The organism is Cellulophaga tyrosinoxydans (assembly GCF_900176415.1).
In the GTDB taxonomy this organism is placed as follows: Bacteria; Bacteroidota; Bacteroidia; order Flavobacteriales; family Flavobacteriaceae; genus Cellulophaga; species Cellulophaga tyrosinoxydans.
This window is the reverse complement of sequence record NZ_FWXO01000004.1, coordinates 70,924-94,905: the sequence shown is the minus strand read 5'-3', so window position 1 is coordinate 94,905 and position 23,982 is coordinate 70,924. Positions and strand designations below refer to the sequence as shown.

26 protein-coding genes are annotated in these 23,982 nt (G+C 32.1%); 12 read left to right on the top strand and 14 right to left on the bottom strand.

The window, feature by feature from the left end; translation table 11 throughout:
* Positions 1 to 27 precede the first annotated feature (27 nt).
* The 4 genes from B8963_RS11930 to B8963_RS16035 are packed head-to-tail and all read right to left on the bottom strand — an operon-like array spanning position 28 to position 2,389.
* A complete protein-coding gene (locus B8963_RS11930; protein ID WP_084061761.1) occupies positions 28 to 732 on the bottom strand; it encodes an SEC-C metal-binding domain-containing protein in 705 nt (234 codons plus the stop codon).
* Positions 710 to 1,723, bottom strand: coding sequence for an adenylate/guanylate cyclase domain-containing protein (locus tag B8963_RS11925; protein ID WP_084061760.1), 1,014 nt, complete (start codon positions 1,721 to 1,723; stop codon positions 710 to 712). Before B8963_RS11925 ends, B8963_RS11930 begins: the two co-directional genes overlap by 23 nt.
* 4 nt (positions 1,724 to 1,727) lie before the next feature.
* Positions 1,728 to 2,216, bottom strand: coding sequence for a Pycsar system effector family protein (locus B8963_RS11920; protein WP_084061759.1), 489 nt, complete (start codon positions 2,214 to 2,216; stop codon positions 1,728 to 1,730).
* Entirely contained in the window at positions 2,216 to 2,389 is a 174-nt protein-coding gene (locus B8963_RS16035) for a hypothetical protein (protein ID WP_200810835.1), read from the bottom strand. Before B8963_RS16035 ends, B8963_RS11920 begins: the two co-directional genes overlap by 1 nt.
* Before the next feature lie 114 nt (positions 2,390 to 2,503).
* Between B8963_RS16035 and B8963_RS11915 the strand changes: the two genes are divergently transcribed.
* The 3 genes from B8963_RS11915 (at position 2,504) to B8963_RS11905 (ending at position 3,859) form a co-directional block, all read left to right on the top strand.
* Positions 2,504 to 2,866 (top strand): helix-turn-helix domain-containing protein, encoded by a 363-nt coding sequence (locus B8963_RS11915; protein ID WP_200810834.1) that lies wholly within the window; start codon positions 2,504 to 2,506, stop codon positions 2,864 to 2,866.
* Positions 2,863 to 3,378: an ImmA/IrrE family metallo-endopeptidase gene (locus B8963_RS11910; RefSeq protein ID WP_084061757.1), complete on the top strand. Its 516-nt coding sequence runs from the start codon at positions 2,863 to 2,865 to the stop codon at positions 3,376 to 3,378. Before B8963_RS11915 ends, B8963_RS11910 begins: the two co-directional genes overlap by 4 nt.
* 151 nt (positions 3,379 to 3,529) lie before the next feature.
* Positions 3,530 to 3,859 (top strand): low molecular weight phosphatase family protein, encoded by a 330-nt coding sequence (locus B8963_RS11905; protein ID WP_084061756.1) that lies wholly within the window; start codon positions 3,530 to 3,532, stop codon positions 3,857 to 3,859.
* A gap of 753 nt (positions 3,860 to 4,612) precedes the next feature.
* Here the strand turns inward: B8963_RS11905 and B8963_RS11900 are convergent.
* From B8963_RS11900 to B8963_RS11885, 4 genes are all read right to left on the bottom strand, one after another.
* Positions 4,613 to 5,737, bottom strand: a complete 1,125-nt coding sequence (locus B8963_RS11900) for a mechanosensitive ion channel family protein (protein ID WP_084061755.1) — start codon at positions 5,735 to 5,737, stop codon at positions 4,613 to 4,615.
* A gap of 27 nt (positions 5,738 to 5,764) precedes the next feature.
* Positions 5,765 to 6,241: a nucleoside deaminase gene (locus tag B8963_RS11895; RefSeq protein ID WP_084061754.1), complete on the bottom strand. Its 477-nt coding sequence runs from the start codon at positions 6,239 to 6,241 to the stop codon at positions 5,765 to 5,767.
* Between the two features lie 106 nt (positions 6,242 to 6,347).
* Positions 6,348 to 6,893 carry a DUF4251 domain-containing protein gene (locus B8963_RS11890; RefSeq protein ID WP_084061753.1) on the bottom strand — a complete coding sequence of 182 codons (546 nt, stop codon included), beginning with the start codon at positions 6,891 to 6,893 and terminating at the stop codon, positions 6,348 to 6,350.
* A gap of 32 nt (positions 6,894 to 6,925) precedes the next feature.
* Entirely contained in the window at positions 6,926 to 7,282 is a 357-nt protein-coding gene (locus B8963_RS11885; protein ID WP_143312529.1) for a hypothetical protein, read from the bottom strand.
* A 169-nt stretch (positions 7,283 to 7,451) separates the two neighbouring features.
* Between B8963_RS11885 and hpf the strand changes: the two genes are divergently transcribed.
* Positions 7,452 to 7,757 (top strand): ribosome hibernation-promoting factor, HPF/YfiA family, encoded by a 306-nt coding sequence (hpf, locus tag B8963_RS11880; protein WP_084061751.1) that lies wholly within the window; start codon positions 7,452 to 7,454, stop codon positions 7,755 to 7,757.
* Between the two features lie 66 nt (positions 7,758 to 7,823).
* Here the strand turns inward: hpf and B8963_RS11875 are convergent, their stop codons facing one another.
* Positions 7,824 to 8,165 carry a hypothetical protein gene (locus B8963_RS11875; protein WP_084061750.1) on the bottom strand — a complete coding sequence of 114 codons (342 nt, stop codon included), beginning with the start codon at positions 8,163 to 8,165 and terminating at the stop codon, positions 7,824 to 7,826.
* Positions 8,166 to 8,391: 226 nt separating this feature from the next.
* On the opposite strand from B8963_RS11875, the gene B8963_RS11870 reads away from it, so the two are divergent.
* A complete protein-coding gene (locus tag B8963_RS11870) occupies positions 8,392 to 9,339 on the top strand; it encodes a TerC family protein (RefSeq protein ID WP_084061749.1) in 948 nt (315 codons plus the stop codon).
* Between the two features lie 182 nt (positions 9,340 to 9,521).
* Here B8963_RS11870 and B8963_RS11865 read toward each other — a convergent pair whose 3' ends face one another.
* Both B8963_RS11865 and B8963_RS11860 read right to left on the bottom strand, forming a co-directional pair.
* On the bottom strand, positions 9,522 to 10,193 hold the full coding sequence (locus B8963_RS11865) for a response regulator (RefSeq protein ID WP_234989660.1): 672 nt from the start codon (positions 10,191 to 10,193) through the stop codon (positions 9,522 to 9,524).
* Positions 10,147 to 12,144, bottom strand: a complete 1,998-nt coding sequence (locus B8963_RS11860; RefSeq protein ID WP_084061748.1) for a tetratricopeptide repeat-containing sensor histidine kinase — start codon at positions 12,142 to 12,144, stop codon at positions 10,147 to 10,149. Before B8963_RS11860 ends, B8963_RS11865 begins: the two co-directional genes overlap by 47 nt.
* A 215-nt stretch (positions 12,145 to 12,359) precedes the next feature.
* Here B8963_RS11860 and B8963_RS11855 point away from each other — a divergent pair, with 215 nt between their 5' ends.
* Genes B8963_RS11855 through B8963_RS11840 form a run of 4 tightly spaced genes read left to right on the top strand, consistent with a single transcriptional unit; the run spans position 12,360 to position 18,677 of the window.
* Entirely contained in the window at positions 12,360 to 12,749 is a 390-nt protein-coding gene (locus B8963_RS11855) for a hypothetical protein (protein ID WP_084061747.1), read from the top strand.
* Positions 12,750 to 12,755: 6 nt separating this feature from the next.
* Positions 12,756 to 16,700, top strand: a complete 3,945-nt coding sequence (locus B8963_RS11850; RefSeq protein WP_084061746.1) for a M4 family metallopeptidase — start codon at positions 12,756 to 12,758, stop codon at positions 16,698 to 16,700.
* A gap of 4 nt (positions 16,701 to 16,704) precedes the next feature.
* A complete protein-coding gene (locus B8963_RS11845) occupies positions 16,705 to 17,394 on the top strand; it encodes a hypothetical protein (RefSeq protein ID WP_084061745.1) in 690 nt (229 codons plus the stop codon).
* A gap of 23 nt (positions 17,395 to 17,417) precedes the next feature.
* Positions 17,418 to 18,677 (top strand): outer membrane protein assembly factor BamB family protein, encoded by a 1,260-nt coding sequence (locus tag B8963_RS11840; protein WP_084061744.1) that lies wholly within the window; start codon positions 17,418 to 17,420, stop codon positions 18,675 to 18,677.
* A 105-nt stretch (positions 18,678 to 18,782) separates the two neighbouring features.
* Here B8963_RS11840 and B8963_RS11835 read toward each other — a convergent pair whose 3' ends face one another.
* From B8963_RS11835 to B8963_RS11825, 3 genes are all read right to left on the bottom strand, one after another.
* Positions 18,783 to 19,475: a YiaD family glycine zipper/OmpA-like lipoprotein gene (locus B8963_RS11835; RefSeq protein ID WP_084061743.1), complete on the bottom strand. Its 693-nt coding sequence runs from the start codon at positions 19,473 to 19,475 to the stop codon at positions 18,783 to 18,785.
* 6 nt (positions 19,476 to 19,481) lie between these two features.
* Positions 19,482 to 19,961 carry a lipocalin-like domain-containing protein gene (locus B8963_RS11830; RefSeq protein ID WP_084061742.1) on the bottom strand — a complete coding sequence of 160 codons (480 nt, stop codon included), beginning with the start codon at positions 19,959 to 19,961 and terminating at the stop codon, positions 19,482 to 19,484.
* 147 nt (positions 19,962 to 20,108) lie between these two features.
* Positions 20,109 to 22,085: an alpha-ketoacid dehydrogenase subunit alpha/beta gene (locus B8963_RS11825; RefSeq protein ID WP_084061741.1), complete on the bottom strand. Its 1,977-nt coding sequence runs from the start codon at positions 22,083 to 22,085 to the stop codon at positions 20,109 to 20,111.
* Positions 22,086 to 22,208: 123 nt separating this feature from the next.
* On the opposite strand from B8963_RS11825, the gene B8963_RS11820 reads away from it, so the two are divergent.
* From B8963_RS11820 to B8963_RS11810, 3 genes are read left to right on the top strand one after another with little or no spacing between them, the layout of a single operon-like run.
* Positions 22,209 to 23,159, top strand: coding sequence for an isopenicillin N synthase family dioxygenase (locus B8963_RS11820; RefSeq protein ID WP_084061740.1), 951 nt, complete (start codon positions 22,209 to 22,211; stop codon positions 23,157 to 23,159).
* A gap of 4 nt (positions 23,160 to 23,163) precedes the next feature.
* Positions 23,164 to 23,610: a DinB family protein gene (locus B8963_RS11815; RefSeq protein ID WP_084061739.1), complete on the top strand. Its 447-nt coding sequence runs from the start codon at positions 23,164 to 23,166 to the stop codon at positions 23,608 to 23,610.
* 16 nt (positions 23,611 to 23,626) lie between these two features.
* On the top strand, positions 23,627 to 23,953 hold the full coding sequence (locus tag B8963_RS11810; RefSeq protein ID WP_084061738.1) for a translation initiation factor: 327 nt from the start codon (positions 23,627 to 23,629) through the stop codon (positions 23,951 to 23,953).
* Positions 23,954 to 23,982: the final 29 nt, after the last annotated feature.

Genomic DNA, 23,982 nt, shown 5'->3' with positions numbered 1-23,982 from the left:
TGTGGAATGGAATTGAAAAACTACACTTTAAAGAGTTCTTTTTTGCTTGTTGGAAGTAAAGTGATTTGAGTAGTTTGTATTTACAAATTTTTCAAAATTAATCAAATCTGAAATCAATCTAGATTTTGATAAGCTCTTCAATGAATTAATCTTTATCAAATGGCATTGCTTAATTTTTAATTCACTTCCACATAAACATAGTTCGTTGCGGTTAGGTATTGAATTAGAAGCGACTGCATAGATAATATTAGTAATTAATTTAAAATCTTCAATTTCTAATTCTTCTTTATAGTACTGAATAACTCCATCAAAGAAATGCGCATATTCACCGTTGGCATAGTCTCCAGTTTCTTTTTTAAAAATATAATTTGTAAAAAATGGATAAACCTTATTTTTATAGAAAGTAGTTAGGTCTATTCCTTTTCTAGATTCTTTTTCAAGAATGTGTTCTATATCTAAGCAACAAAATCCTTCCTCGTCAATGTGATTTTCATCCGTACGTTTTATGTATTCAGTAATCTCTTGAATTCTAGGAATAGAGTAAGGATACTTATCTTTATTTAGATAAATCTTTATTTTAAATGTAAAGTAGTAGTTCCCTTCTAAATCGCATACATCAAGATTGCCAATTAAATGGCAAAACTTTTTATTATAATTTTTGTAGTATTTAAATGATGGATAAACCTCACAAAACCTATCAATATCTCTTTCAAGTTTTGTTTTTTCCTTCATTAAAATATGGCTTATTAATTGCTGCAATAGGTTTGAGTGCTGAAATTGTATTTACACTTGAAGGAAGTTTTATAACAGGATTCCCATTGGAGTCAATTGCAACAAAACTTTGTTTCTTTAAATATTTTTCCCAATTAAAGTCGTATTGACTATAATAGAAATTTCTATCATCAATTCTATATATGTATCTGTCGTTTTCGGTTTTATCGGGACGATTACATACTAGACTGAAAATATCATCGGCTAGAATTTCATCCTTGACGTATTGACCAACAACAACTCCATTTCTTAAAGCGGAGGACTGCATTTTACTAGCTAAGCTTGTATGCAAGCTACAAGTTGTAACTTCACTAATTTCACCTATTCCAGAATTGCCCCATAATACATCTTCTTTTTTTCCAAGATCAATCCCAGTTCTTACACCTATATTTTCAATACCTTGAGACATTAAATATTCTTTAAGATCATTTTTTACAAAATGGGTATAAACACTAACCATTTGTAATGCTAGTTCAACTGCTTTCTTCTGCTCTGTATTTTCATCACCGAAATATAAAAACATACCATCACCTTGAAGTCTATGAACATATCCTCCAAATATTAGTGCCGTATGTATTCCTGCTTTGATAATTGCATTTGTAATTAAAAAGTTAGTTTCTTTATCAAATTTTTTGAAAAGATTTGTACTTCCTTTAATATCAATAAATACTGATACAATATAATGTTCTTCGACGTTGTCAGTGTTTTTTAAATGAGCAAAACTAGGATGAAGTCCTAATTGTTGATTATAATTAATTGGTCTGCCTAAGCCTTCAGAAAACATTTTCATCTCTGATGCTATTTCTTTACTTTCAACTCTGTTTAATATTGCTTTAAATTGCTCATTTGTCCTACTATGTATTGGAGAACCTAATCCTTTATAAATTTGATTGGATGCATCACTTTCAACAGCGTCTTTAATTATTTGGAGGTAGTCATTGTATATTTTCATATTCTTATTTATTAAAAATTATTATTATAAAAATTGGGATTAACAAGACGAATTGTATTATCAATAATCTACCTGCTAATTTTAATTTTGTGAATTTTGTTGTTAAACCAGAAGAAAGAGTATGTACTTGATTTCTTAAATCTTTCAACTCTTCTTTTATTGTGAGATTTTTTGAACAAGAAATAAAGTCTTCTTTTTTCATAGTTCCAATACCTCCGAAATAGTACATAGATTCTGAGTCTTTAGAAAAAAACGGAATACTAGCATTTACCAATATGATTAATGTAATTAATCCTAATAGAAAAGAAATGGCAATTAAAGATTGAAATGCTTCAGAATAGCATATAATCTCTTTAACTAAAGTTATATATAAAGTTATGAGTGAGCCAACAACAAAGGTGTTAATGGCTATGTAAACAGCAGTTTTGTTATTTACACTATCAAAATAGTGGTCAAATCTGCTAATACTATATATTAATCTTTCTTTTTCCATTATTTTTCTTTTCTAACTCCTTTGAATTTCCCTCCAGAAGTTTTTACGTCCATAAACTTTCCTGTTTCTGTATCTCGTTTTACATAAAGATTTGTTTTAGGGTTTAATACTTGTGAGCGCTGTTTTACTGCTCCTTTTCTTGCGTTGTCTCCGACTGGTTTGTTTGTAGCCATTTTTTTCTTTTTAGAATTAGCCAAAACAAAAACAATAATTATGCCAATATAATAAGCTATCAGTTTATATGTTTATTAAATAAACATTGTTTATTAACAAAACAATATTTATATTTGCACAACGTTAAGTATTATATGAAAGATTTTAATTCAACCCTATATAAGATCATAGGATTAAGAATAAAAGAAGCTCGTCATAGGCTAAATTATAGTCAAGAAGATTTAGCTAAAAAAATACTTATTAGTAGAGCTTCAATTTCTAATATAGAATTAGGAAGACATCAGCCACCATTGCACGTATTATATGATATTTCTTCCGTGTTAAATTTTGATTTACAACAGTTGCTACCAACTTTCAACGAGGTCGAAAAGCATATTTCTACAAACGAGTACAGTGATATTTTAAAGAATATTAGTGATTTGGATGAAGATTCCAAGAAGGCAATAGAAGAAATAATAAACAATCTAAATAAGTGATTTTTAACTATATCGAAGAAAAAACTGTAAACATTTTAAAGGAATTTGATCTTTTAAAGTCTCCAATTAATGTTAATAAGTTAGCAAAGAAATTGGGAGTAGGAGTAGAAGCTTCAAATTTCAATGACGATGTGTCAGGTTTATTTGTCATAAAAGATGACAAGCCCTATATTGCTTTTAATTTAAATCAGAGCAATAAAAGAAGAAGATTCACCATTGCACATGAATTAGGGCATTTTGTTTTGCATTCTAAAAGCAAATCTTTATTTATAGATAAGAATAAAAGTATAATGTATCGTAATTCAGAATCATCGACAGGAGAAATCCTTAAAGAAAGAGAGGCGAACGCATTTGCAGCAGCATTATTAATGCCAATACCATTAATTCTAGAAGAAGCAAAAAACTTAAATGGTGATGATATAATAGAAAAATTAGCTAGTAAATTTAATGTTAGTACTCAAGCTATGTCTTTTAGATTATCCAATTTGGGATATGATTTCGGTATGTTTTAAAATTTTATAATGTAAAATAGAATCTCGATGTTAAACTTGGCCTCATAAAATTTTGGTTAAAACAATAGGAGAAAGGAGCGTATATATTTAAGGTGCACACTATACAGCTTGTTATTGTGTAGCATATAATATTTAACACAAAGTTTTACTAATGAAAAGTATTTTATTTGTCTGTTCTGCTAATAAAGATCGTTCCAAGACTGCTGAAGATTATTTTAGTAAACAGTATCCTAATTTATCTTTTGATGCCGCCGGAACCAACAAAAAAACTTGTAATAAACTAGGAACAAACTATTTAAGTAAAAATCAATTAGATATAGCTGATCGTATATTTGTAATGGAAAATAAACATTTAGAAGCAATAAAGGAAGCTTTTGGATCTACGTATTATAATAAAATAACGGTGTTGAATATTAAAGATGTTTATACATATGGTTCTAAAGAATTGATTGAAATTCTAACGGCTAAAATTATTATGTAAAATAGGGTTTCTAACGGTTTTAGATTTAAAAGATTAATAAGAGGTTATCATGTAACTAGTGCTTAATATTTTACATACAAATTAGTTCATTTACATAAATTTCAATTTAGGTCATGAATTTTCTAAATACTCGATTTCATAAAATTTATATTTTTCTAGCAAACTAACTAGAATCTTCAAATTCTAACTTAAATTCCAAATCCACGAGAATCGCATATTTGAAAATTTCTGGACAATGGTTCGGAATATTAAAAATATGAGAAAGGTTTTTAAATCGTTTTTTCTTGGTTTGGTTTTGTCGCTAAGGAATTATTAATGAACACTCCAGTAAAACGGCTTTTGCTAAATGGCTAATTGTAGCTACAGAATAATAAATACAACTACGAGGCCAAAATTAGCTTGTCATAATTACTATCGATATAAGTCTAAGGACGTTATAGCTGTAATTATGTCAAATATCGCCCAAAAGCGCTATTTCGCTAATTGGCTATATTTGTACTATAATTTATATTATGTAAAATAGAATATTTAAATAACCTCCTCTTCAGATCAAATCTTATAACATTAATTAATCTTTTTACGTAATCAATACATAATACCAACGCATCATCTCGCCGACTTTTTAAATCATCCACAGGATAATTCAAAAAGCTCGCGTATGTAAAATAGGATAATTGAAACCTTCTACTTTCCTATCAAAATTTACAACTCTAAAAAGTCTTATATCGTCTCGCAAACTTTTTAAATCAACAATTATTTAAGAGCATCGGTTTGCAATTGTTTTTTAATTTCCGCCAATTGGTTTTCTTTAAAAACCATAGTTCTGTGTGGAAAAGGAATTTCAACTCCCTGAGCATCAAACTGCTTTTTAATGCTTTCCAACAAATCGCATTTCATTACAAATGACGATGAATAATCCATAGCCCAAGTCCAAGCTCTAAGCGTAACTTCTGATTCATTTAGTCCTATTACACGAACCAAAACCTTTGGATCTCCGTTGGTGATTTCTAAAGGACTTCGATTATCAATTAAACTTGGATGTTTTAGGCATTCCTCACGCATAATACGCTTGGCCAAATCAATATCACTATCATACGAAATACCAATCTCTATCCACTGACAACATTTACGATCGCCTAAATCATAATTAATCAGTTTTTCTTTATTGATTATAGCATTAGGTACCACAATCATTTTATTCTCAAAATTCCGAATAACGGTGTGTCGCAAGGTAATATCGATTACGGTACCTACCATATCATCAGAAATCCGGATAATATCAAAAATTTTAAACGGTTTAAACGTTATTATAAACACGCCACCTACCAAATTCGCCAACGCTTCTTGCGATGCCACACCAGCAATTAAGGCAATTACACCTGCACCACCCAAGGCAGTTTGCGCCAGTCCTCGTAACGATGGGAACGCCATAATGGCAAACAATAAACCCAAAAAGTAAACGGCAAAAACCGCTAAATTTCTTAAAAATTTATAGCTTGTAGGATCGTTTTTCTCCTCTACCCTTTTGGCAATGGCATGGGCAAAGACCATTTGTACCACAGAAACACCCACAATAGTGAGTATGAGCACAAAACCAAGGTAAAATATTAACCAAAAATCTTTTTGTAAGCGCTGGTAATACTGTTCATCTATAAAAACAAAACTAATTGCTATTATGGTTAATACTACCAATAAGGTTTTAATTATTCGGCGTAGTACATTTAAGGTATTGGATTCTTGATCTGGGAATTTCTTTTTTAACTTACGCTTTAACCAATTATGTAAAAAATTGGTGGCTACCAATAAAAGTACAAAAGCACCTAGTATGGACAATACATAATAAATAGCGCTTAAATGATCTTGAATAAAATTCTTCATTCTCTAGTAACTTTTATTGGTGGTAAGTTAATATTCTTTCTTATCTACTTTAGCATCCCAAGCATTAAATACTTCGAGAGCTTCTTTACGTGCTAATTGTACAAATTTTATCTGGCGACCATCAATATTTTTTTCAATTTCATCATATATAAACTGATCATCGAACTGTATGGCAGCAGCATCTTCACGATTACAACCAAAGTACACCATTTTAGGTCTAGTCCAGTAAATAGCGCCTAAACACATTGGACATGGCTCACAAGAGGTATATATAGTACAATCTGTTAATTCAAAATTATTTAGCTTTTTACACGCTTCACGTATGGCAACAACTTCGGCATGTGCGGTAGGATCATTGGTAGAAGTTACTTTGTTGTAGCCTTCTGCGATTATTTCATCATCTTTAACTACCACAGCACCAAAAGGTCCGCCTGCATTAGCATTCATACCTTCTGCAGCAAGTGCAATAGCTCTTTTCATGAAAAATTCGTCTCTCTCTGTCATAATACAATTTTTTTAAGGGCTGCAAAAATCGGTAATTATTCTCAATCGAGCATAAAAAAATCATCAATACCTGTACTATTGATGATGTATTAAGTAATAAATAGATTTACTTTTCTTTCAAAGCCTGTACTTCTCCACTATAGCGAATAGGAGTTCGTTGCGAACTATTGATCTGTAAGCTGCTTTTCCAATTAGGAAATAAAACGAGGCTTATGGTAAAATTTTCGGCTCCCTCTCCGCTAATCTGAAAATTTATTTGGTATTGCTGGTTGGTTTCATTTTTAGTGAGGCTATAATTCTGAGGAACAGCTTTAAATTTAATTCCGGCATTGCTGTTGTAACCTCCACCCATTTGGCGCTCTCCGTAATAAGGTAAGTCTGCGGATATGGTATCGCCTTCTACCTTTAAGTAATTAGGATTACCTATAAGATTTATGTTACCTGCGCTATTACCGTTACCCAGTAAACCACTATTGGATATAGCCGCCATACTCGATGTGAGTAAAGGCGAAGCTTGATCTGAAGTCACTTCGAATTTTGCCTTTTCTACAAGGGCATCAAGCGCTCTACTTTTTGGCGTAGGCGAAACTATTTTTTGAGAACCTGAACAAGAGATACATACAAAAACAAAAAGTACAAAATACGCTTTCATGCTATGATTGTTAATCTTTAAATAATGCCAATTTACACCACTAATTTAGAATGATTTTGTACCGTGTTTGAATAATCCTTTAAGTCGGAATGGAGTTTTTCGAGGGTACGCAAATGCATTTTAAGCTGATTTATTTGTGCGGCAATAGGTTCGTTTTTCTTTTGCATAGAAGTAATCATGTTGATACTTGTTTGATTATGATAATCTAACTGTGCCTTTAGATAGTGCTTTTGTTCAAATAATTCCTGTGTTTGTGGTTCACAGATATAACTATTTAACATGGTATTGAATTGCATTAAATCCTTAGCGTATCGTTCAAGACGAACTAAATAAAACTTTCTTTTGAGATACTCTTTTTGTGATTCCGAAGTGCTTTTGTAGTAGTTCATAAGGAATAGTTTTAAGTGTACACATAAGGTACGAATTTTACTTCATTTATTTACCGATTTAATATATTATTAATGCATTATTAGGATTAATTTAATAAAAAATTGTGGTATATTTAATTGCTGCCACTAAGCAGTTTAAATTAAGTATCATTTTAAATGCAGTATATATATGAATATAAATTTTGAATACGACGATGTAAAAGCGAGTGAAAGACTAGAAATATTCACCGGTAAAAAGCTTTCGAAGCTTTTTGATAAATATGATACGATAATTCGTGCAGATGTTTTTTTTAAGACAGAGAATACTTCTTCTCCAGACACAGGAATGATTTGTAATATTCGGTTAAGTATACCAGGTCCACGATTGTTTGCAGAATCTAGCAATGGAAACTTTGAAGCATCGATCGTAAAATCTATCGACGATTTAGAGCGTCAATTACAAAAACGTAAGGATAAATTAAGCAGAATTAAATAAGTGTACTAAACAGAAGAAAAGCCTTAAGACAAATTTGTTTTAAGGCTTTTTTTGTGCTCAATAGGGTTAGTTTTCAGCATCTTCAAACTTAGTATCCACAGTGACAATTTTAGACAAATGCTTAGAGAAATCACTAGAATATACTGCTTTCATAAGCTTTTTGCGTTTTCTGTCGGAAATATCAAGAGAATCTACCATTGCTTTGTTATGCAAAATTTCTTGTTTTCTTTTTCCTTCTGCAGAGGTGTAACTAGGCTCAAATTTAAACATTAACGGGCCTTCGTCTTCTTCTAAAGTTGCTTTAACTTTTTTAGTTTTTGATTTTGTCGCAGTTTTTTCTTGGGCATTCATTTGACTTATACCCAAAGAAAAACATAGGGCAATTGCCCAAATTGTAGGGTTTTTCATTCTTAATCATATAGTGTTCACAATAAATATAGAAAAGTTACTTTAGTCGGAATATATAATGCTATAAAATTTGTATTTTATCGATAATTTGATGCATTTTGGCAGTGTATAGCTCATTTCATTAGGTGTTAATTCCATAGAAGTACAATACCTGAATGTTTTTTGATATGGAATACATAACAATCTCAAAATCATCATTACTTTTACCTTTTTAAATAAAAATTCTATGTTAGTTTGGGGATTATTTTTAGCCTTAATTGTTGTTTTTTTAGCGCTTGATTTAGGAGTATTTAATAAGGAAGATCATGTAATTAAAACCAAAGAAGCCAGTATCTGGACGGCAGTATGGGTCACAGTTGCTTTTTCATTTAGCGGCGTAATTTATTGGTTGTTCTCTTCAGGAATTATTGAGAACCCAACTGGTTTAACACCTAATGATGCCGTATTAAAATATATTACAGGCTACTTAATAGAACTTTCATTAAGTATTGATAATGTATTTGTTATTGCCGTAATTTTTTCATCGTTTAAAATACCAGCAATTTATCAGCACCGTGTATTGTTTTGGGGAATTTTAGGAGCCATTATTTTTAGAGCCCTTATGATTTTGTTTGGTGTTGCTCTAATAACCCGATTCGATTGGATTATTTATGTTTTCGGAGTTTTTCTATTATATACAGCCTTTAAAATGCTTAAAGGAGATGAGCATGATTTTGATCCAAAAAAATCTTTCGTTTTCAGACAAATAAAGAAAGTATACCCCATTACGTCTCAAATAAATGGACACGATTTTTTTGTAAAAAAAATGGGATTAAATGCAGCAACACCTCTGTTTGTAGCATTAGTAATTATTGAATTAACCGATATCTTATTTGCCTTAGACAGTATTCCTGCAATATTAGCAATTACGGCAGATCCGTTTATTGTATTTTCTTCTAATATTTTAGCCATATTAGGATTACGTTCTATGTATTTCTTAATATCTAGAATGCTACAAAAATTTAGATATATTAACTATAGTTTGGTAATTATCCTTGCATTTGTGGGATTAAAGATGCTTTTTTCACATTATATTCATCCACCAGAATGGGTTTCATTAACCGTAATTTCTGTGGCATTATTAGGCGGAGTTCTTGCATCGTTATATATAAAAGACAAAAACGAAATCGAATAAAAACAAAACAAAATCCCAGTGTGAGCTGGGATTTTTTAATTACTAGTATTCCGTAATTATTGTGTTTTTTGTAGTGCTTCTTGTTTCAACTGATCGTTGGCTACAAGTAACATCACTACGCTCCTATTTTATAATTCCTGCTCACAACTAAAAAATTATTGAATTCATAAAATGGTACACTATTAAATTAACTTTTTCTCAATAGCTATTTTTATCAAGGAAGCGGCGTTAGACACTTCTAGCTTTTGCATTAAATTACGTCTGTGCGTTTCTACAGTTAATGGACTAATAAATAATTCATCAGCGATAGCATTGGTGGTTTTGCCATCTGCAATTAATTGGAGTATGTGCTTTTCCCTTCGGGTTAATTTAGGAGTGTCTTTACTTTCTTGTGATAAAGAATCTGCTAATATTTTTTGAATTTCGCTGCCAAAGTAAAATTTACCAGAATGTACTTGACTAATAGCCTCTATTAATTCTCTAGCGGTTGCATTTTTTAACAGGTAACCTTTTACTCCATTACGAATCATCTGGTTTATAATGCTAGGTTCGGAATAGGTACTTAAACCTAAAATCCCAACTTTTGGTTGCAGGCTTAATATCAGCCCAACCATTTCAACACCATTTATGTCTGGCAAGTTTACATCAAGCAAAACAATATCACAGGATTGCATTTTAAAAAAATCTAATGTGTCTTTCCCATTGGTAAAATGATTTTTGATATGTACTCTAGCATCACCGGCCAATAGCGTTTTTAACCCTTCAATAACCATAGGGTGGTCATCAACAATAAGTATGGATATTGGATTATGCAGCATCAATAATAATATTAATGTTAACTGTAGTTCCTTCATTTTCTTCAGAATGAAAATCCAAACATCCTTTTAAATAAGCAACTCTTGTTTTTAAATTTGAAATTCCCATTCCATTTTGGAATTCTTCTGTAGTCTCTAGATTAAACCCAATTCCATTGTCTTCAACCGTAATGTCCACTTTATTACCTTCACGAATATACTGTACTAAAACTTCGGAAGCGTTTGCATGTTTTATCGCATTATTTATCAATTCTTGAATAACACGGTAAATGGTCACCTGCTGATTAATATTCATTCCTTTTTCATTACCGTAAAATTGTAGCATTACTTTAGTTTCATTTCCTGTCATACTGCTACAATAATCTTTTAACGCCGCTTCAAGACCAAATTTCACCAAAGTTTCGGGCATCATATTTCGAGCAATGGCACGTAGTTCTGTTAGCGCATCGCCAAGATCTTTCATTACTTTTTGTAATTGTTGCTTTGGATATTCTTTTGGCTCGTCTTTGTCTAATTTAGAAAGATTTAAACTTATTCCTGAAAGCCTACCCCCTAGTCCGTCATGCAAATCAATTGCCAAACGTTTTCGTTCTTTTTCTTGCCCTTCAATCATGGCAGAAAAAATTTTATTTTGCTGTTCTTGCTTTAGAAGGTTAATTTCTGACTCATGCAAATGCTCTTTTTTACGTGCTTTACGTAAACGTTGATTATAAATATAATATCCGGTAAAAAGTAGTAATCCTAATACACTGGCTAATCCTAATAATAAATAGGTTTGCGATTTTTTTTGTTCGTTTTTTACGGTCAGAGCAAGAATTTCTTTTTCTTTTTCAGCCGAATCATATTTTAACTCCAGCTCTTTAATGTTTTTTAGATGATTCTCTGTTTCTAGACTATCATAAATGTCTATAGCTAAAACATAATCGTTATATGCATTTTTATAATTTTCTTGAGCAGCTTCATATTGAGAACGTTTGTAATAGCCTTTAAATCTATCTAGAGGTATTTTCTTATCGGTAGCCGTTTTAATAAATTCTGTCATATATTTTATTGCAGCTGGATAATCGCCATGTTTTTGACATACAGAAGCATAGCGTTGCATTAATAAAAAATATTCTTGATTAAGTTGTTTGTCTAGAATAATTACTTTGGCTTTATCTAAAGATGCTATGGCCTTCTCGTATTGGTTTAAACCTGAAAAATATTGTGCTTCGTTGGTATAATACAATTGCCAATCAATACTATTAAGATCCTTATCTAAATATTTTTTTGCTGCATCCAAATAGGGTTTCATTTGGATGATTGAATCCATATTATGTAATAAGCCTGCTATAGTAAGGTTGGTAAAAATGATGCGTTTTGGTGCTTTTAATTTATTATTTATTTGCTCGCTTTTTTTAAGACTAGTGTAGGCATCATTATTTTGTCCGACATTCATTTTTAGTATGCCTAAGTTGGTATGTACATTAGTTAAAAAATCTAAATCGTTAATCTTTTGAGCTATTGGAATTACCTTGTCTGTCCATTCTATCTCTTTCGTTGGATTTGACCGATAGCTATAATTAATTGCTTTGCCATAATAGCCTCTTAACCAAATTTTTAAATTTGCTTTACTAGAATCTTTCTGAACAATTGCATTGATAATCGGAAATCCTCTATCATAATATTGATCCGCTTTATCTAAATCAAAATAATCCATAAACGCGCCACCAAGTGAAAATAAGGCAGCGGCTTCTCCTTTTTTATACTTTATTTTACGACTGAGTTCTAAGGCTTCAAATCCTGTTTTGAACGAGGCAAGAGAATCAACTTTAGGCAGAATATAACAAAGTTCACTCAGCACATCTACCCTAGTAATATCATCTTTGGCTATTTTTAATTCCTTTCTAAGACTGTCTATTGTAGCAGATGTGTTTAATTGAGAAAACCCCACAAAGGGTATTAAAAATAAACAAGATGCAAGACCAAAAAATCTTATAATTTTTTTCATAAAACCTAATTAAAACACCAAGATACATTATCTGTTTTTAGAAAAAAATAGTCGTAATTAATATACTGGTAAACCAGTAGTGAAAAATACAGTTTATATGGTATTTCTAAAATCTAATGAGTATAGTACCTTGTGCAGTATAAATAAACCAGTTCATAAAAAAGAAAAACTATACCATTGTGATAAAATTGAAAATTAAAATCTGTATGCTATTAATGTTGCTTTTTTTATCGTGTAAGTCACAGCAATACACTTTAGATACTTTACCAAACACGCAACTAATCTTTGGAAAAGGTGGTGGTATAACTGGTGTTATAGACACCTATACCCTACTGGAAAATGGTCAACTTTTTTATGAAAATTCTTTAAGCGAAGAAAAGAAAGAACTGAAAAGGATTTCAAAGAAAAATGTCAAAATACTTTTCGATCAATTGGACAATATAAACTTGAAAGATGTAGATTTTAATCACCCAGGAAATATGTATTATTTTATGAAAGAAGTTAAAGGAGGCTACTCACATAAGGTAGTTTGGGGAAAATCTGATGTTCAAATAGATGCTTCAATTATCAATTTATATGAAAAACTTAAAGCGCAATTAAAATAATATTATATGAAAGCAAAATTACTTTTTTTATTATTTTTTTCATTGTTTTTCTCAACCTTATGTGTTGGTCAACATACTTTTGAAGACAAAAAGCATGATAAAAAGCAGACCAATGTTCCACCGTCTGTAACTGTAAATTTTCAGAAAAATAAAACAACTACTAGCAAAGTTCAGGTATTGTCTGGGAGAACTAATTTTCAAATGCCATCAGTTTTTCAACGCAATTCTGGTGATGCTAGTTACGAACATATTTCCATAAAAAATGTTGAAAATGGTGCTTCATTTTTTATTGAGAGTGTTGCTAATGAATTTACAAAAAAAACAATGGCAAGACAAGATGATGAAGCAATTGCAGCAGCATATCTAACAGAAATAAGACCACTATTACAAGTATCGAATCCAAATAACGATTTTATTTTAACGCAGAAGAATACTGATAATTTAGGTCAAACGCATTTGAAAATGCAGCAAACTTTTAAAGGAATTAAAGTATATGGGGCTGAAATTATTGTACATATTGATAAAAAAAAGAGTGAAATAGGAGCTAATAGTTCACAATTGAAGAATATAGAGGTATCAGAAGTTACTGCAAAAATTAATCAGCAAAAGGCCATAGCAATTATTGAAGGGGATTTAGGTAGAAAAATACCCAATTTTAACGTGTCGAATAGTTTGCTTCAACTTCCAGAACCTACAGAAGAACTTATTTTTTACTCCATAAATGAAAAAAACATTTTATCGCTTCATGTAACAGTACATGCCAATATAAAAGATAGATGGGAATATTTTATTAATGCAAATACCGGAGAAATTTTAGATAAGTACTATCACACTTGTACTATGTTTCATGATTTTGAAGACAATACTCGTGATAATGTAACCGAAGTACTAGCACCCATTGCGCCACCTACAACAGGTACTGGCAAAGATTTAAATGGCATAAACAGATCAATAAGTACTTACAACCATAATGGAACTAATTATTTAATAAATACAACAAAGCCTATGTTTAATGCTGGGCAGTCACAATTTCCAGACAATACGGTTGGTACCCTCATTACTATAGATTTGAATAACAAACCATTAACAAATAATGCCAATTTTTACCATGTTACCAATAGTAGTAATACTTGGAATAATCCAACAGGTATTTCTGCCCACTATAATGCTGATGTTGCCTACGAATATTTTAAAAATAAATTTAATAGAAACTCAATTAATGGACAAGGGGGCAATATTATCTCCATTATTAATGTTGCAGACCCTGATAATGGTGAAGCATTAGATAACGCGTTTTGGAACGGAGCTGCCATGTTTTATGGCAATGGAAAAGTTGGTTTTAAACCCTTAGCAGGGAGTTTAGATGTTGGTGGTCATGAAATGTCACATGGAGTTATACAAAATACCGCTAATTTAGAATACCGTAACCAATCTGGTGCTTTAAATGAATCATTTGCTGATGTTTTTGGGGTATTGATTGATAGAGATGATTGGACTTTAGGAGAAGATATAGTAAAATCGCAATATTTTCCTAGTGGCGCATTACGCAGTATGCAAAACCCTAATAATGGTACCACGCGTGGAAATAACGGATGGCAACCAAAAGACATGAACGAATTTGTAACTACGCAAGAGGATAACGGTGGGGTGCATGTCAATAGCGGAATTCCTAACAGAGCCTTTTATCTTTTTGCTACAGCCATTGGTAAAGATAAAGCAGAGCAAATATATTACCGTACTTTAACCACTTACCTAACAGTGAGTTCTCAATTTATAGATTTGCGTTTAGGCGTAATTAAGGCGGCTACCGATATTCATGGGGCAAACTCTGCAGAAGTACAAGCTGCAAAAACCGCCTTTGATACTGTGGGTATTACTGATGGTGCTGCTACAGATACTACTAACGATATTCCTGTGGCTTCGGGTTCAGACTTTATTTTAAGTGTTGATGTAGATCCTACCAACAATAATACACTTTACATTTCAGATACCAACGGAAGCAATTTTGTTGCCTTAACTACGACTAAACTGTATCGCAAACCTAGTGTTGCGGATGATGGTAGTTTAGCCATTTTTGTTACGGAAAATAAAACAATCAATGCCATAACCTTAGACCCCAACAATATTGAAGAAACTGTAATTTCTAACGATCCGCATTGGACATCAATTTCATTATCAAAAGACGGAAATAGACTTGCAGCAGTTCGAGATGATGCCGATGGGATTATTTATATTTTTGATCTAGAAAAATCAACTAATAAGGCATTTGAATTGTACAACCCTACTACTGCTGAAGGCGTTAGTACAGGAGAAGTACTTTATGCAGATGCTTTAGAATGGGATTATTCAGGGCAGTATTTAATTTATGATGCTTTAAACGAACTAAATAATGCCAATGGTTCAAAAATAAATTATTGGGATGTTGGTGCCATAGAGGTTTATAACAATCAAACCAAAAACTTTGGTGGAGGCGCTATTCAGAAAATTTTTACTAACCTACCTAAAGGTGTTAGTATTGGAAATCCGACATTCTCAAAAACATCAGGAAATATTTTAGCTTTCGATTATTTCGATGAAATCAACAATACATATGAAGTAATAACGGCTAATATTGAAACTGGAATAGTTAAAACAGTTTATAATAATAACAAATTAGGTTTTCCTAATTATTCAAAAAACGATACAAAGTTATTGTTCGATAGTAATAATAACAATAAAGAAGTTATTGGAGTTATAAATTTAGCATCGGATAAATTAAGTCCGCAAGGCAATGCCACAGAACTAATTCCAGATGCTATTTGGGGTATTTGGTATACGGTCGGACAACGGGCAACTGTTAGTAGCGCTAAGGAAATCACTGATTTTAGATTTAATAGCACTTCTCCTGTTTCTATTGGTGTTATAACAGGAAACACCATAAAAGTTACGGTACCTTCTACGGTTAACCGCCAAAACTTAATTGCTACATTTACCAATTCCGCAAAATCGCAAGTGTATGTTGCCAATCAATTACAACAAAGTGGAGCAACTACAAATAACTTTACTAGCGCTATAAACTATACTGTGGTTGCAGAAGACGGAAGTACTAAAGTATTTGTTGTAACAGTTTCAGCAAGCACTACGGGGAATCCAAATGATAGTGATAATGATGGCGTTCCGAATAATTTAGATCAATGTCCGAATACGCCAATAGGCACTATTGTAGATACTTCAGGTTGCCCAAAATTTTCATTACCTTCAACTAACTTCAGAATTAGTACTAGTGGAGAAACGTGTATTGATAACAATAATGGGAGTTTGTCGATTTCTGCGGAACAAAACTTAAATTATACGGTAACACTTGTTGGCAATGGTTTAAATCAAGTAAAAAGCTTCAACACTACCACAAATTTTAACAACCTTCCTCCAGGTGTTTACAATTTATGTTTTACAGTACAAGGTCAAAATGGATATAAATTATGTTATGATGTTGTTATAGCCCAAGCTGAGCCTTTATCTGTTACGGGCAAGGTAGATAGTTCTTTAACTTTTATTACCCTTCAATTAAATGGTGCAACTCAATATTATGTAACCTTTAATGATAAGTTATTTACTACTACAAGTTCAAGCCTAAAATTAGATATCACATCTCTACAAAATACTTTAATAGTAAAAACTGATAAGGATTGTCAAGGTGTTTATGAAGAAGAATTTATTATAGACAAAGGAATTCAAATATTTCCAAATCCAATTTCTGATGGAAATTTACATATTGTTATTCCTAATTATGATGCTCAATTGGCAACAGTGCAGATTTCAAATTTATCTGGTCAAATAATTGTTTCTAAAGCAGTAATTCCTATCAACGGCCAACTTAATTTTGATGTTACATATTTGAATACTGGAGTGTATATAGTTCATGTGGACGAAGGAAAAAATACATGGACACAAAAAATAATCGTAAAAAAATAAAAAAATGAGAATTCTAAATTTTCTTACTGTACTTAGTAGTGTTATTCTTTTTTCATGCAGTAGTGGCTCTGATAATGGCAATGGTGAAGAAGCGCCATTCGCAGCTACATTAATTTTTCCAGAAAACAATAAAAAATGTACAGAAGGAATAGCTATAAACAGTACCCAAAGTACTATTAATTTTAGATGGAATACATCAAAAAATAGTGATAGTTACGAAGTGAATGTTCGCGATTTAAGTACCAATAGTATTCTTAAAAAAGTAAGTAATACCAATACCATAGATATTTCGTTAAAACGTGATGCAGGATATGAATGGTTTGTAATTTCTATGAATACTCTTAGTCCAGAAAATGCGACAAGTGAAAAATGGAAATTTTACAATCAGGGAGAAGGGGATAAAAACTTTGCTCCATTTCCTGCCGAAGCTATTTACCCTACTCGCGGCGCGGTATTATCATCGCCAGGTACAATTAATTTAGAATGGAAAGGTACTGATGTTGATAATGATATTATTAGTTATGAAGTTTTTTTTGATACACAACCAAATCCTGCCATAAGTTTAGGAAAAACACAACAATTAAAGTTGTCAACTACAGTAATTTCAGGTAAAACATATTATTGGATTGTAAAAATAACCGATGCTTTTGGTAATACATCTACTTCCGAAATATTCGATTTTAAAGTAAATTAAAGTGTATCGATAAATAAATAACTATGAAAACAATCAAACTCATTATTGTAATAATTTTAAGCACCTTCACTTTTTTTTCCTGTTCTAAAGATGATAGTGCTATTGATGATAATTCCATTACTCCAGATAATATTAAAATAGTTTCAGGTGATCCTTCATTAAACAATTTTATCATGACCACTTGGGATGAAAGTATTGTAAAAGTAGATGCACAAACTGGCAAAGAAGATATAATATATACTTTGCCAGAATATACATATGGTGCTAGTTTACCAGATTATAGTAATGGAATACTCTATTTTGCATCTGACGATAATTCCGTAAATGCTGTAAATATTGGTACAAAAACCTTTCTTTGGGATAAACCTATGTTGCAGTATCATGATGCCTTGGGAATATCAAATACCACATGCAAAGATGGAATTTGTTATACTTCAGGTGGGTATGGCGTAGTAGTTGCATTGGAAGAAGGGTCTGGAACACTTAAATGGTATTATACTACTGATTTAAATGGAGAATTAGATAATGTTCTAAATGAAGCAACTACACCCATAGTTTATAAAGATAAAATTTACATTTTTAGCGAAGCAGACTTTTTGGGCGATTTTCCTGCTTACATGCATATATTAAATAAAGAAACAGGTTCTTTAATTTCTAAAATAGAATTGCCGTACGATATTTCTTCGGTTCCTCTAATAGAAAATGACATTCTGTATTTACCTGCAAAGAATATGTTCGCAATAGATTTAAATAATTTTAATGTTTTATGGGAATTTGAGGCTGAAGGGGTAAGTTCTCCACAAGTAACAGCCAACAGGGTGGTGTTTCAGGGAGTTCCAAAAGATGATACTATTTCTTCAGCACTTTTTTGTATAAATAAACAATCTGGAAGCTTAATTTGGGCAAATGATACGGGATTTGATAGAATTTGGACCCCTATTGTGGTTGAGGATGTTGTCTTTGGAGTTTATGAAAATGCTAAAACAGTTGCCTTTAGTACTAATGGTAGACCTTTTGCGGCTCGTTTATCAGATGGTAAACAAATATGGTTTAGAGATAGTGTTGTAAATGATACACCATTAGTCTATGCAAACGGAATGCTATATTTTCATGGGCATGATATTAACAGAACTAATGATACCCGACAAAATGTAGGATTAATTGCAATGAATGCCAATAATGGCGAAGTGGTTTGGTTGAATACAATATTTGGTTACGACTACGCTAATACTCCTATCGTTATTGCTCAAAATGGAGTATTCGGCCCAGGGTATTATAGATGAAAAATGTTTGTTTTGAGTTAGTTTTTTGCAAGTTTCTTTCAGTTTAGTTTGAAGGAAAAAAATCCCAGTGCGAGCTGGGATTTTTTAATTACTAGTACAATGTAATTATTGTGTTTTTTGAAGTGCTTCTTGTTTCAACTGTTCGTTGGCTACAATTATCATCTCTACTCTTCTATTTTTTGCTTTTCCTTCCGCAGTACTGTTATCAGATTTTGGTTGCGATTCGCCATACCACTTTGTAGTTAATCTGTTACTGGAAATTCCATTAGTAACTAAATAATTAGTTACAGATTGTGCTCTTTGTTTTGATAAATTCATATTGTATTCATCAGAACCAGCACTATCTGTATGGCCTTCAACTAAAATATTTGTATCAGGATATTCTTTTAAAACTCCTATTAAACGATCTAAAGTATTAGCAGAAGTACCTTTTACATCAGATTTATTGGTATCAAAATAAACACCAGCTTCTTCGTTGAAAACAACATTAATACCCTCACCTACTCGTGTAACCTCGGCACCAGGAATTTCTTGTTCTATACGTTCTGCTTGTTTGTCCATACGGTTGCCAATATAACCTCCAGCAGCACCACCAACAACAGCACCAATAATGGCTCCTAATGCGGTATTTTTACCATTACCTACATTGTTACCTATAACACCACCAATTGCAGCACCACTCCCCGCGCCTATTACAGCACCTTTTTGTTTATTGTTAGCATTCTTTACCGCGTTACAACTTACTGTTAAAGCTAGAATTATTATTACTGCAGTTATTTTATTCGCTAAATTTTTCATCTTAAATTATTGTTTTATGAATTCGTAAACTACTGAAATAGGAGATCCATTTTCAGTTACTTTTGACTTTAGTGTCATGCTCGTTTCTGTTAAAGAGGTAATATCTAATCGGTAACCATATCCGCTTGAAATATCTTTTCTCTTTTCGTCTATTGCTTTAAATTGCAATTGACTAGTACCATAGTCATTTTCAATTACAGACCAGCGAAAGAAACGATCGCCACCATTACAGGAAGCAGTTTGATCTAGCGTATACCGCCCAGTACTGTTATTGTCTCTAAAAAACCAATTACTGCCTTCAAAGCAAGCATCTGAAGCATCGTTAAATAAAACGGCTTTAAAGGTTCCAGGTTGCCCCTCAAATGACACATTATTTAGAATCCATGTGCCACTAAATAAGTTGCGTTTTTCTCTAATTGCTTTAGTGCTAGAGCATGACATAAATAGCAAGCTAATAAGCAAGCTTAATACTACAGTTTTCTTCATATTTTAAATCTTAAATTTATACCCATATATACGTCTAAAACATACGTTTGATTACTTTCCAGACGTTAATTTGTTGTTAAACAATCGCAAGTTCCATAGAACTTGAAAAAGGTATTAATGCGAAGAAAATTATTTTTGACTGATATACTAATACGCCAATAATTCTAACATACTTTGTTCAAATCTTTGTTTAGGTAAGTAGTTGTTTTCTAAATTTTTAGCAAAGGGAATAGGAGTTTCTAAACTAGCTACTCTTTTGACGGGAGCATCTAAAAATTCAAAACAATTTTCCATTACTAGGGCAGCAATATCACTGGCGACACCACCAAATAGACTATCCTCTTGGAGAATAATAAGTTTCCCTGTTTTTTTTACTGATGCGTAAACAGCTGCTATATCAAGAGGTTGTAATGTTCTAAGATCTAATAAGTCTGCCGAAATTTCTGGATGTTTTTCTAAAGTATCCAAGGCCCAATGCACCCCTGCTCCATAGCTCACAATACTAATGGTATCCCCTTTTTTTAATAAGGAAGCAACTCCAAAAGGTAATGTGTAATAATCTAAAGGTACTTCTTGATATTTGCTACGGTATAAAGCTTTATGTTCAAAAAATAGTACAGGATTTGGATCATTAATTGCTGTAGCTAGTAATCCTTTAGCATCATACGGAAAAGCCGGATAGGCAACTTTTAATCCTGGAGTTTTAGTAAACCAAGCTTCATTGGTTTGCGAATGAAAAGGTCCTGCTCCTACTCCTGCTCCACAAGGCATACGAACCACCACATCGGCATGTTCGTTCCATCGGTAGTATGATTTAGCCAAATAGTTTACAATAGGATTAAATCCGCTACTTACAAAATCTGCAAATTGCATTTCTACAACGGCTTTCATTCCATTTATTGATAATCCCATTGCGGTAGAAACTATAGCCGATTCACAGATTGGGGTATTGCGTACGCGTTCTTTACCAAATTCGTACATAAAGCCTTCGGTAATCTTAAAAACACCACCATAATCCGCAATATCTTGCCCCATGAGCACTAGATTATCGTGTTGCTCCATGGATTGTTTTAACCCTTGCGAAATAGCATCGACTAAACGAATATTTTCTGTTTTAGATTTTGGGATAACTTCTTTATAATCAAATGGTTTGTACACATCATTTAATTCATTTTCAATATCAGAATGAATCTCTTCTTCGTTAAAAGCAATGTTTAAATTCTCGTCAATCTCGGTTTGTATAACAGCTTTAATCGCTCTAATTTTATCAGTATTTAATATTTTTTCACTGAGCAGGTAATTTTCATAATTACTAATAGGGTCTTTCTTTTCCCAGGCATCCATTAATTCTTTAGGCACATATTTGGTACCACTTGCCTCTTCATGGCCGCGCATTCTAAAAGTCTTAAATTCTAAGAGTACAGGACGTGGGTTTTCGCGTAAATCAGCGCAAATTGAATTTACTTTGGTGTATACAGCAAGAATATTGTTACCATCAATTATGTGCGACTCCATGCCATATCCAATACCTTTGTCCACTAAGTTTTCACATTTAAACTGTTCATTGGTTGGTGTTGAAAGTCCGTAACCATTGTTTTCTATACAAAATAGTACGGGTAAATTCCAGACAGCGGCAACATTCAAAGCTTCATGAAAATCGCCTTCACTTGTTGCCCCTTCTCCAGTAAATACGGCAGTTACATGTTTTTGTTTTTTTAGTAGGTTAGCTAAAGCAATACCATCAGCTACCCCTAATTGTGGCCCCAAATGGGAAATCATACCCACAATATTAAATTCCTGAGATCCAAAATGAAAACTACGATCACGCCCTTTTGTAAATCCACTTGCTTTACCTTGCCATTGCGTAAAAAGGCGGTATAATGGAATTTCTCGCGTTGTAAATACCCCTAAATTACGGTGCATGGGCAAAATATATTCTGAAGCATGCATTGCCGAAGTAACTCCTACCGAAATAGCTTCTTGTCCAATACCACTAAACCATTTAGATATTCTGCCTTGTCGTAGAAGAATTAACATTTTTTCTTCTATCATTCTAGGTTTTATAAGCTGTTTGTACAGTTCAAGCTTTTTTTGGTCTGTTACGGAGTAATCAGTATACTGCATATGCTAGCGTATTAGTACATTTTTTGATATAGTATAAATGTAACAAAAAAGCGAATCATAAAAACAAACATAACAATAGAAGGTTCTGTATATTTTATTAAATTTGATTAAAATTTAATGAATATGAGTTTAGTTCCAAGTGTTAATTTAGAGGACTTTGTATCTGGTGATTCAAAAAGAAAAGAAAAATTTATAAAAGAAATAGGTGCTGCTTTTGAGAATATTGGCTTTGTAGCACTAAGTGGTCATTTTTTATCGGATAAATTAGTTGACGATTTATATGATGAAATAAAACAGTTTTTTAAATTACCTCAGGAGGTAAAAGATTCTTATGAAATTCCAGGTATTGGTGGTCAAAGAGGCTACACTTCATTTGGTAAAGAACATGCAAAAGGTAGAAAAGAAGGCGATTTAAAGGAATTTTGGCATTTTGGTCAATATGTAGAAGATAACCCAAGATTGGAAAAGGAATATCCTGCCAATGTGATAGTGAAAGAATTACCAAAATTTAATGAAGTTGGTAAAGAAACCTACAAAATGCTTGAAAAAACGGCAAAGTATGTATTAAGAGCCTTAGCACTTCATTTAAATTTAGAAGAAACCTATTTTGATGATTATATTAAAAATGGGAATTCTATTTTAAGGCCTATACATTACCCTCCAATTACTTCGGAGCCTAAAAACGCAGTACGTGCTGCTGCCCATGGAGATATAAATTTAATTACGCTTTTAATGGGCGCACATGGTAAAGGGTTACAAGTAAAAAATCATAATGACGAATGGGTAGATGCTATTGCTAGACCCGATGAATTAATGATTAATGTTGGTGATATGTTATCTAGATTAACCAACAACAAATTAAAATCAACCATACATCAAGTAGTAAATCCTCCAAGAGAATTATGGGGTACTTCTAGATATTCTGTGCCATTTTTTATGCATCCTATTAGCGAAATGTCCTTAAATTGTTTAGAGAATTGTATTGATGCTGATCATCCAAAATTATATGATGATATTACCGCTGGGGAGTTTTTACATGAGCGTTTAATTGAATTAGGTTTAATTAAGAAATAACCAAATGCTCGTAAATACACTAAAAGAAATACTTACTAGAGATTTAAATAAGCTTAAAATTGAAATAGAAAGTTACCAAAATGATTCTGCCATTTGGTATGTAAATAAAAATATTACCAATTCGGCCGGCACCCTTTGTTTACATCTTGTAGGGAATCTAAATACGTTTATAGGTGCTGCTTATGGCAACACAGGCTATGTTCGAAATAGAGACGCTGAATTCTCATTGAGGGATGTGAAACGTACGGAATTAATAGCGCAAATAGAAGCTGTTATTGCGGTTGTAGATGCGACATTTAATTTACTTTCTGATGAAGACCTAGAAAAGCCAGCTCTTGTAGCTCATTTTACAGAAGAAAAAACAACAGGCTTTTTTTTCGTTCACTTAACCGCACATTTATCCTACCATTTAGGCCAAGTAAATTATCATAGACGTTTATTAGATTGTTAGTTAAAAAAATAATTAGATGGATTTAAAAGACCAGTTAAAAAACCTTTTTCCCGATCATGAAATTACTGAAGAAGAATCAAGCAGCCCAAAAGAGCAAATTTGGATGCAAGAGGACCCTATACTATGTAAATATGAAAAGCGAAAAGGTAAACCTATTACAATTTTAGAGGGGTATACTGGTGCTGATGAGGACTTTAAAAAATTAGCTAAAGAGTTAAAGACAAAACTTAGCGTTGGCGGTAGTTTTAAAGATGATTCTATCATTATTCAAGGCGATTATCGCGATAAAATAATGGTTATATTAAAAGAGAAAGGCTTTAAAGTAAAAAGAGTTGGCGGTTGAAAACTGTTAATTGTCTTTATTAATTTTAC

Coding starts and splice junctions, on each gene's coding strand:
- B8963_RS11930 (WP_084061761.1), bottom strand. CDS start 732: ATGAAGGAAAAAACAAAACTTGAAAGAGATATTGATAGGTTTTGTGAG.
- B8963_RS11925 (WP_084061760.1), bottom strand. CDS start 1,723: ATGAAAATATACAATGACTACCTCCAAATAATTAAAGACGCTGTTGAA.
- B8963_RS11920 (WP_084061759.1), bottom strand. CDS start 2,216: ATGGAAAAAGAAAGATTAATATATAGTATTAGCAGATTTGACCACTAT.
- B8963_RS16035 (WP_200810835.1), bottom strand. CDS start 2,389: ATGGCTACAAACAAACCAGTCGGAGACAACGCAAGAAAAGGAGCAGTA.
- B8963_RS11905 (WP_084061756.1), top strand. CDS start 3,530: ATGAAAAGTATTTTATTTGTCTGTTCTGCTAATAAAGATCGTTCCAAG.
- B8963_RS11900 (WP_084061755.1), bottom strand. CDS start 5,737: ATGAAGAATTTTATTCAAGATCATTTAAGCGCTATTTATTATGTATTG.
- B8963_RS11895 (WP_084061754.1), bottom strand. CDS start 6,241: ATGACAGAGAGAGACGAATTTTTCATGAAAAGAGCTATTGCACTTGCT.
- B8963_RS11890 (WP_084061753.1), bottom strand. CDS start 6,893: ATGAAAGCGTATTTTGTACTTTTTGTTTTTGTATGTATCTCTTGTTCA.
- B8963_RS11885 (WP_143312529.1), bottom strand. CDS start 7,282: ATGAACTACTACAAAAGCACTTCGGAATCACAAAAAGAGTATCTCAAA.
- hpf (WP_084061751.1), top strand. CDS start 7,452: ATGAATATAAATTTTGAATACGACGATGTAAAAGCGAGTGAAAGACTA.
- B8963_RS11875 (WP_084061750.1), bottom strand. CDS start 8,165: ATGAAAAACCCTACAATTTGGGCAATTGCCCTATGTTTTTCTTTGGGT.
- B8963_RS11870 (WP_084061749.1), top strand. CDS start 8,392: ATGTTAGTTTGGGGATTATTTTTAGCCTTAATTGTTGTTTTTTTAGCG.
- B8963_RS11865 (WP_234989660.1), bottom strand. CDS start 10,193: ATGAAGGAACTACAGTTAACATTAATATTATTATTGATGCTGCATAAT.
- B8963_RS11860 (WP_084061748.1), bottom strand. CDS start 12,144: ATGAAAAAAATTATAAGATTTTTTGGTCTTGCATCTTGTTTATTTTTA.
- B8963_RS11855 (WP_084061747.1), top strand. CDS start 12,360: ATGTTGCTTTTTTTATCGTGTAAGTCACAGCAATACACTTTAGATACT.
- B8963_RS11850 (WP_084061746.1), top strand. CDS start 12,756: ATGAAAGCAAAATTACTTTTTTTATTATTTTTTTCATTGTTTTTCTCA.
- B8963_RS11845 (WP_084061745.1), top strand. CDS start 16,705: ATGAGAATTCTAAATTTTCTTACTGTACTTAGTAGTGTTATTCTTTTT.
- B8963_RS11840 (WP_084061744.1), top strand. CDS start 17,418: ATGAAAACAATCAAACTCATTATTGTAATAATTTTAAGCACCTTCACT.
- B8963_RS11835 (WP_084061743.1), bottom strand. CDS start 19,475: ATGAAAAATTTAGCGAATAAAATAACTGCAGTAATAATAATTCTAGCT.
- B8963_RS11830 (WP_084061742.1), bottom strand. CDS start 19,961: ATGAAGAAAACTGTAGTATTAAGCTTGCTTATTAGCTTGCTATTTATG.
- B8963_RS11825 (WP_084061741.1), bottom strand. CDS start 22,085: ATGCAGTATACTGATTACTCCGTAACAGACCAAAAAAAGCTTGAACTG.
- B8963_RS11820 (WP_084061740.1), top strand. CDS start 22,209: ATGAGTTTAGTTCCAAGTGTTAATTTAGAGGACTTTGTATCTGGTGAT.
- B8963_RS11815 (WP_084061739.1), top strand. CDS start 23,164: ATGCTCGTAAATACACTAAAAGAAATACTTACTAGAGATTTAAATAAG.
- B8963_RS11810 (WP_084061738.1), top strand. CDS start 23,627: ATGGATTTAAAAGACCAGTTAAAAAACCTTTTTCCCGATCATGAAATT.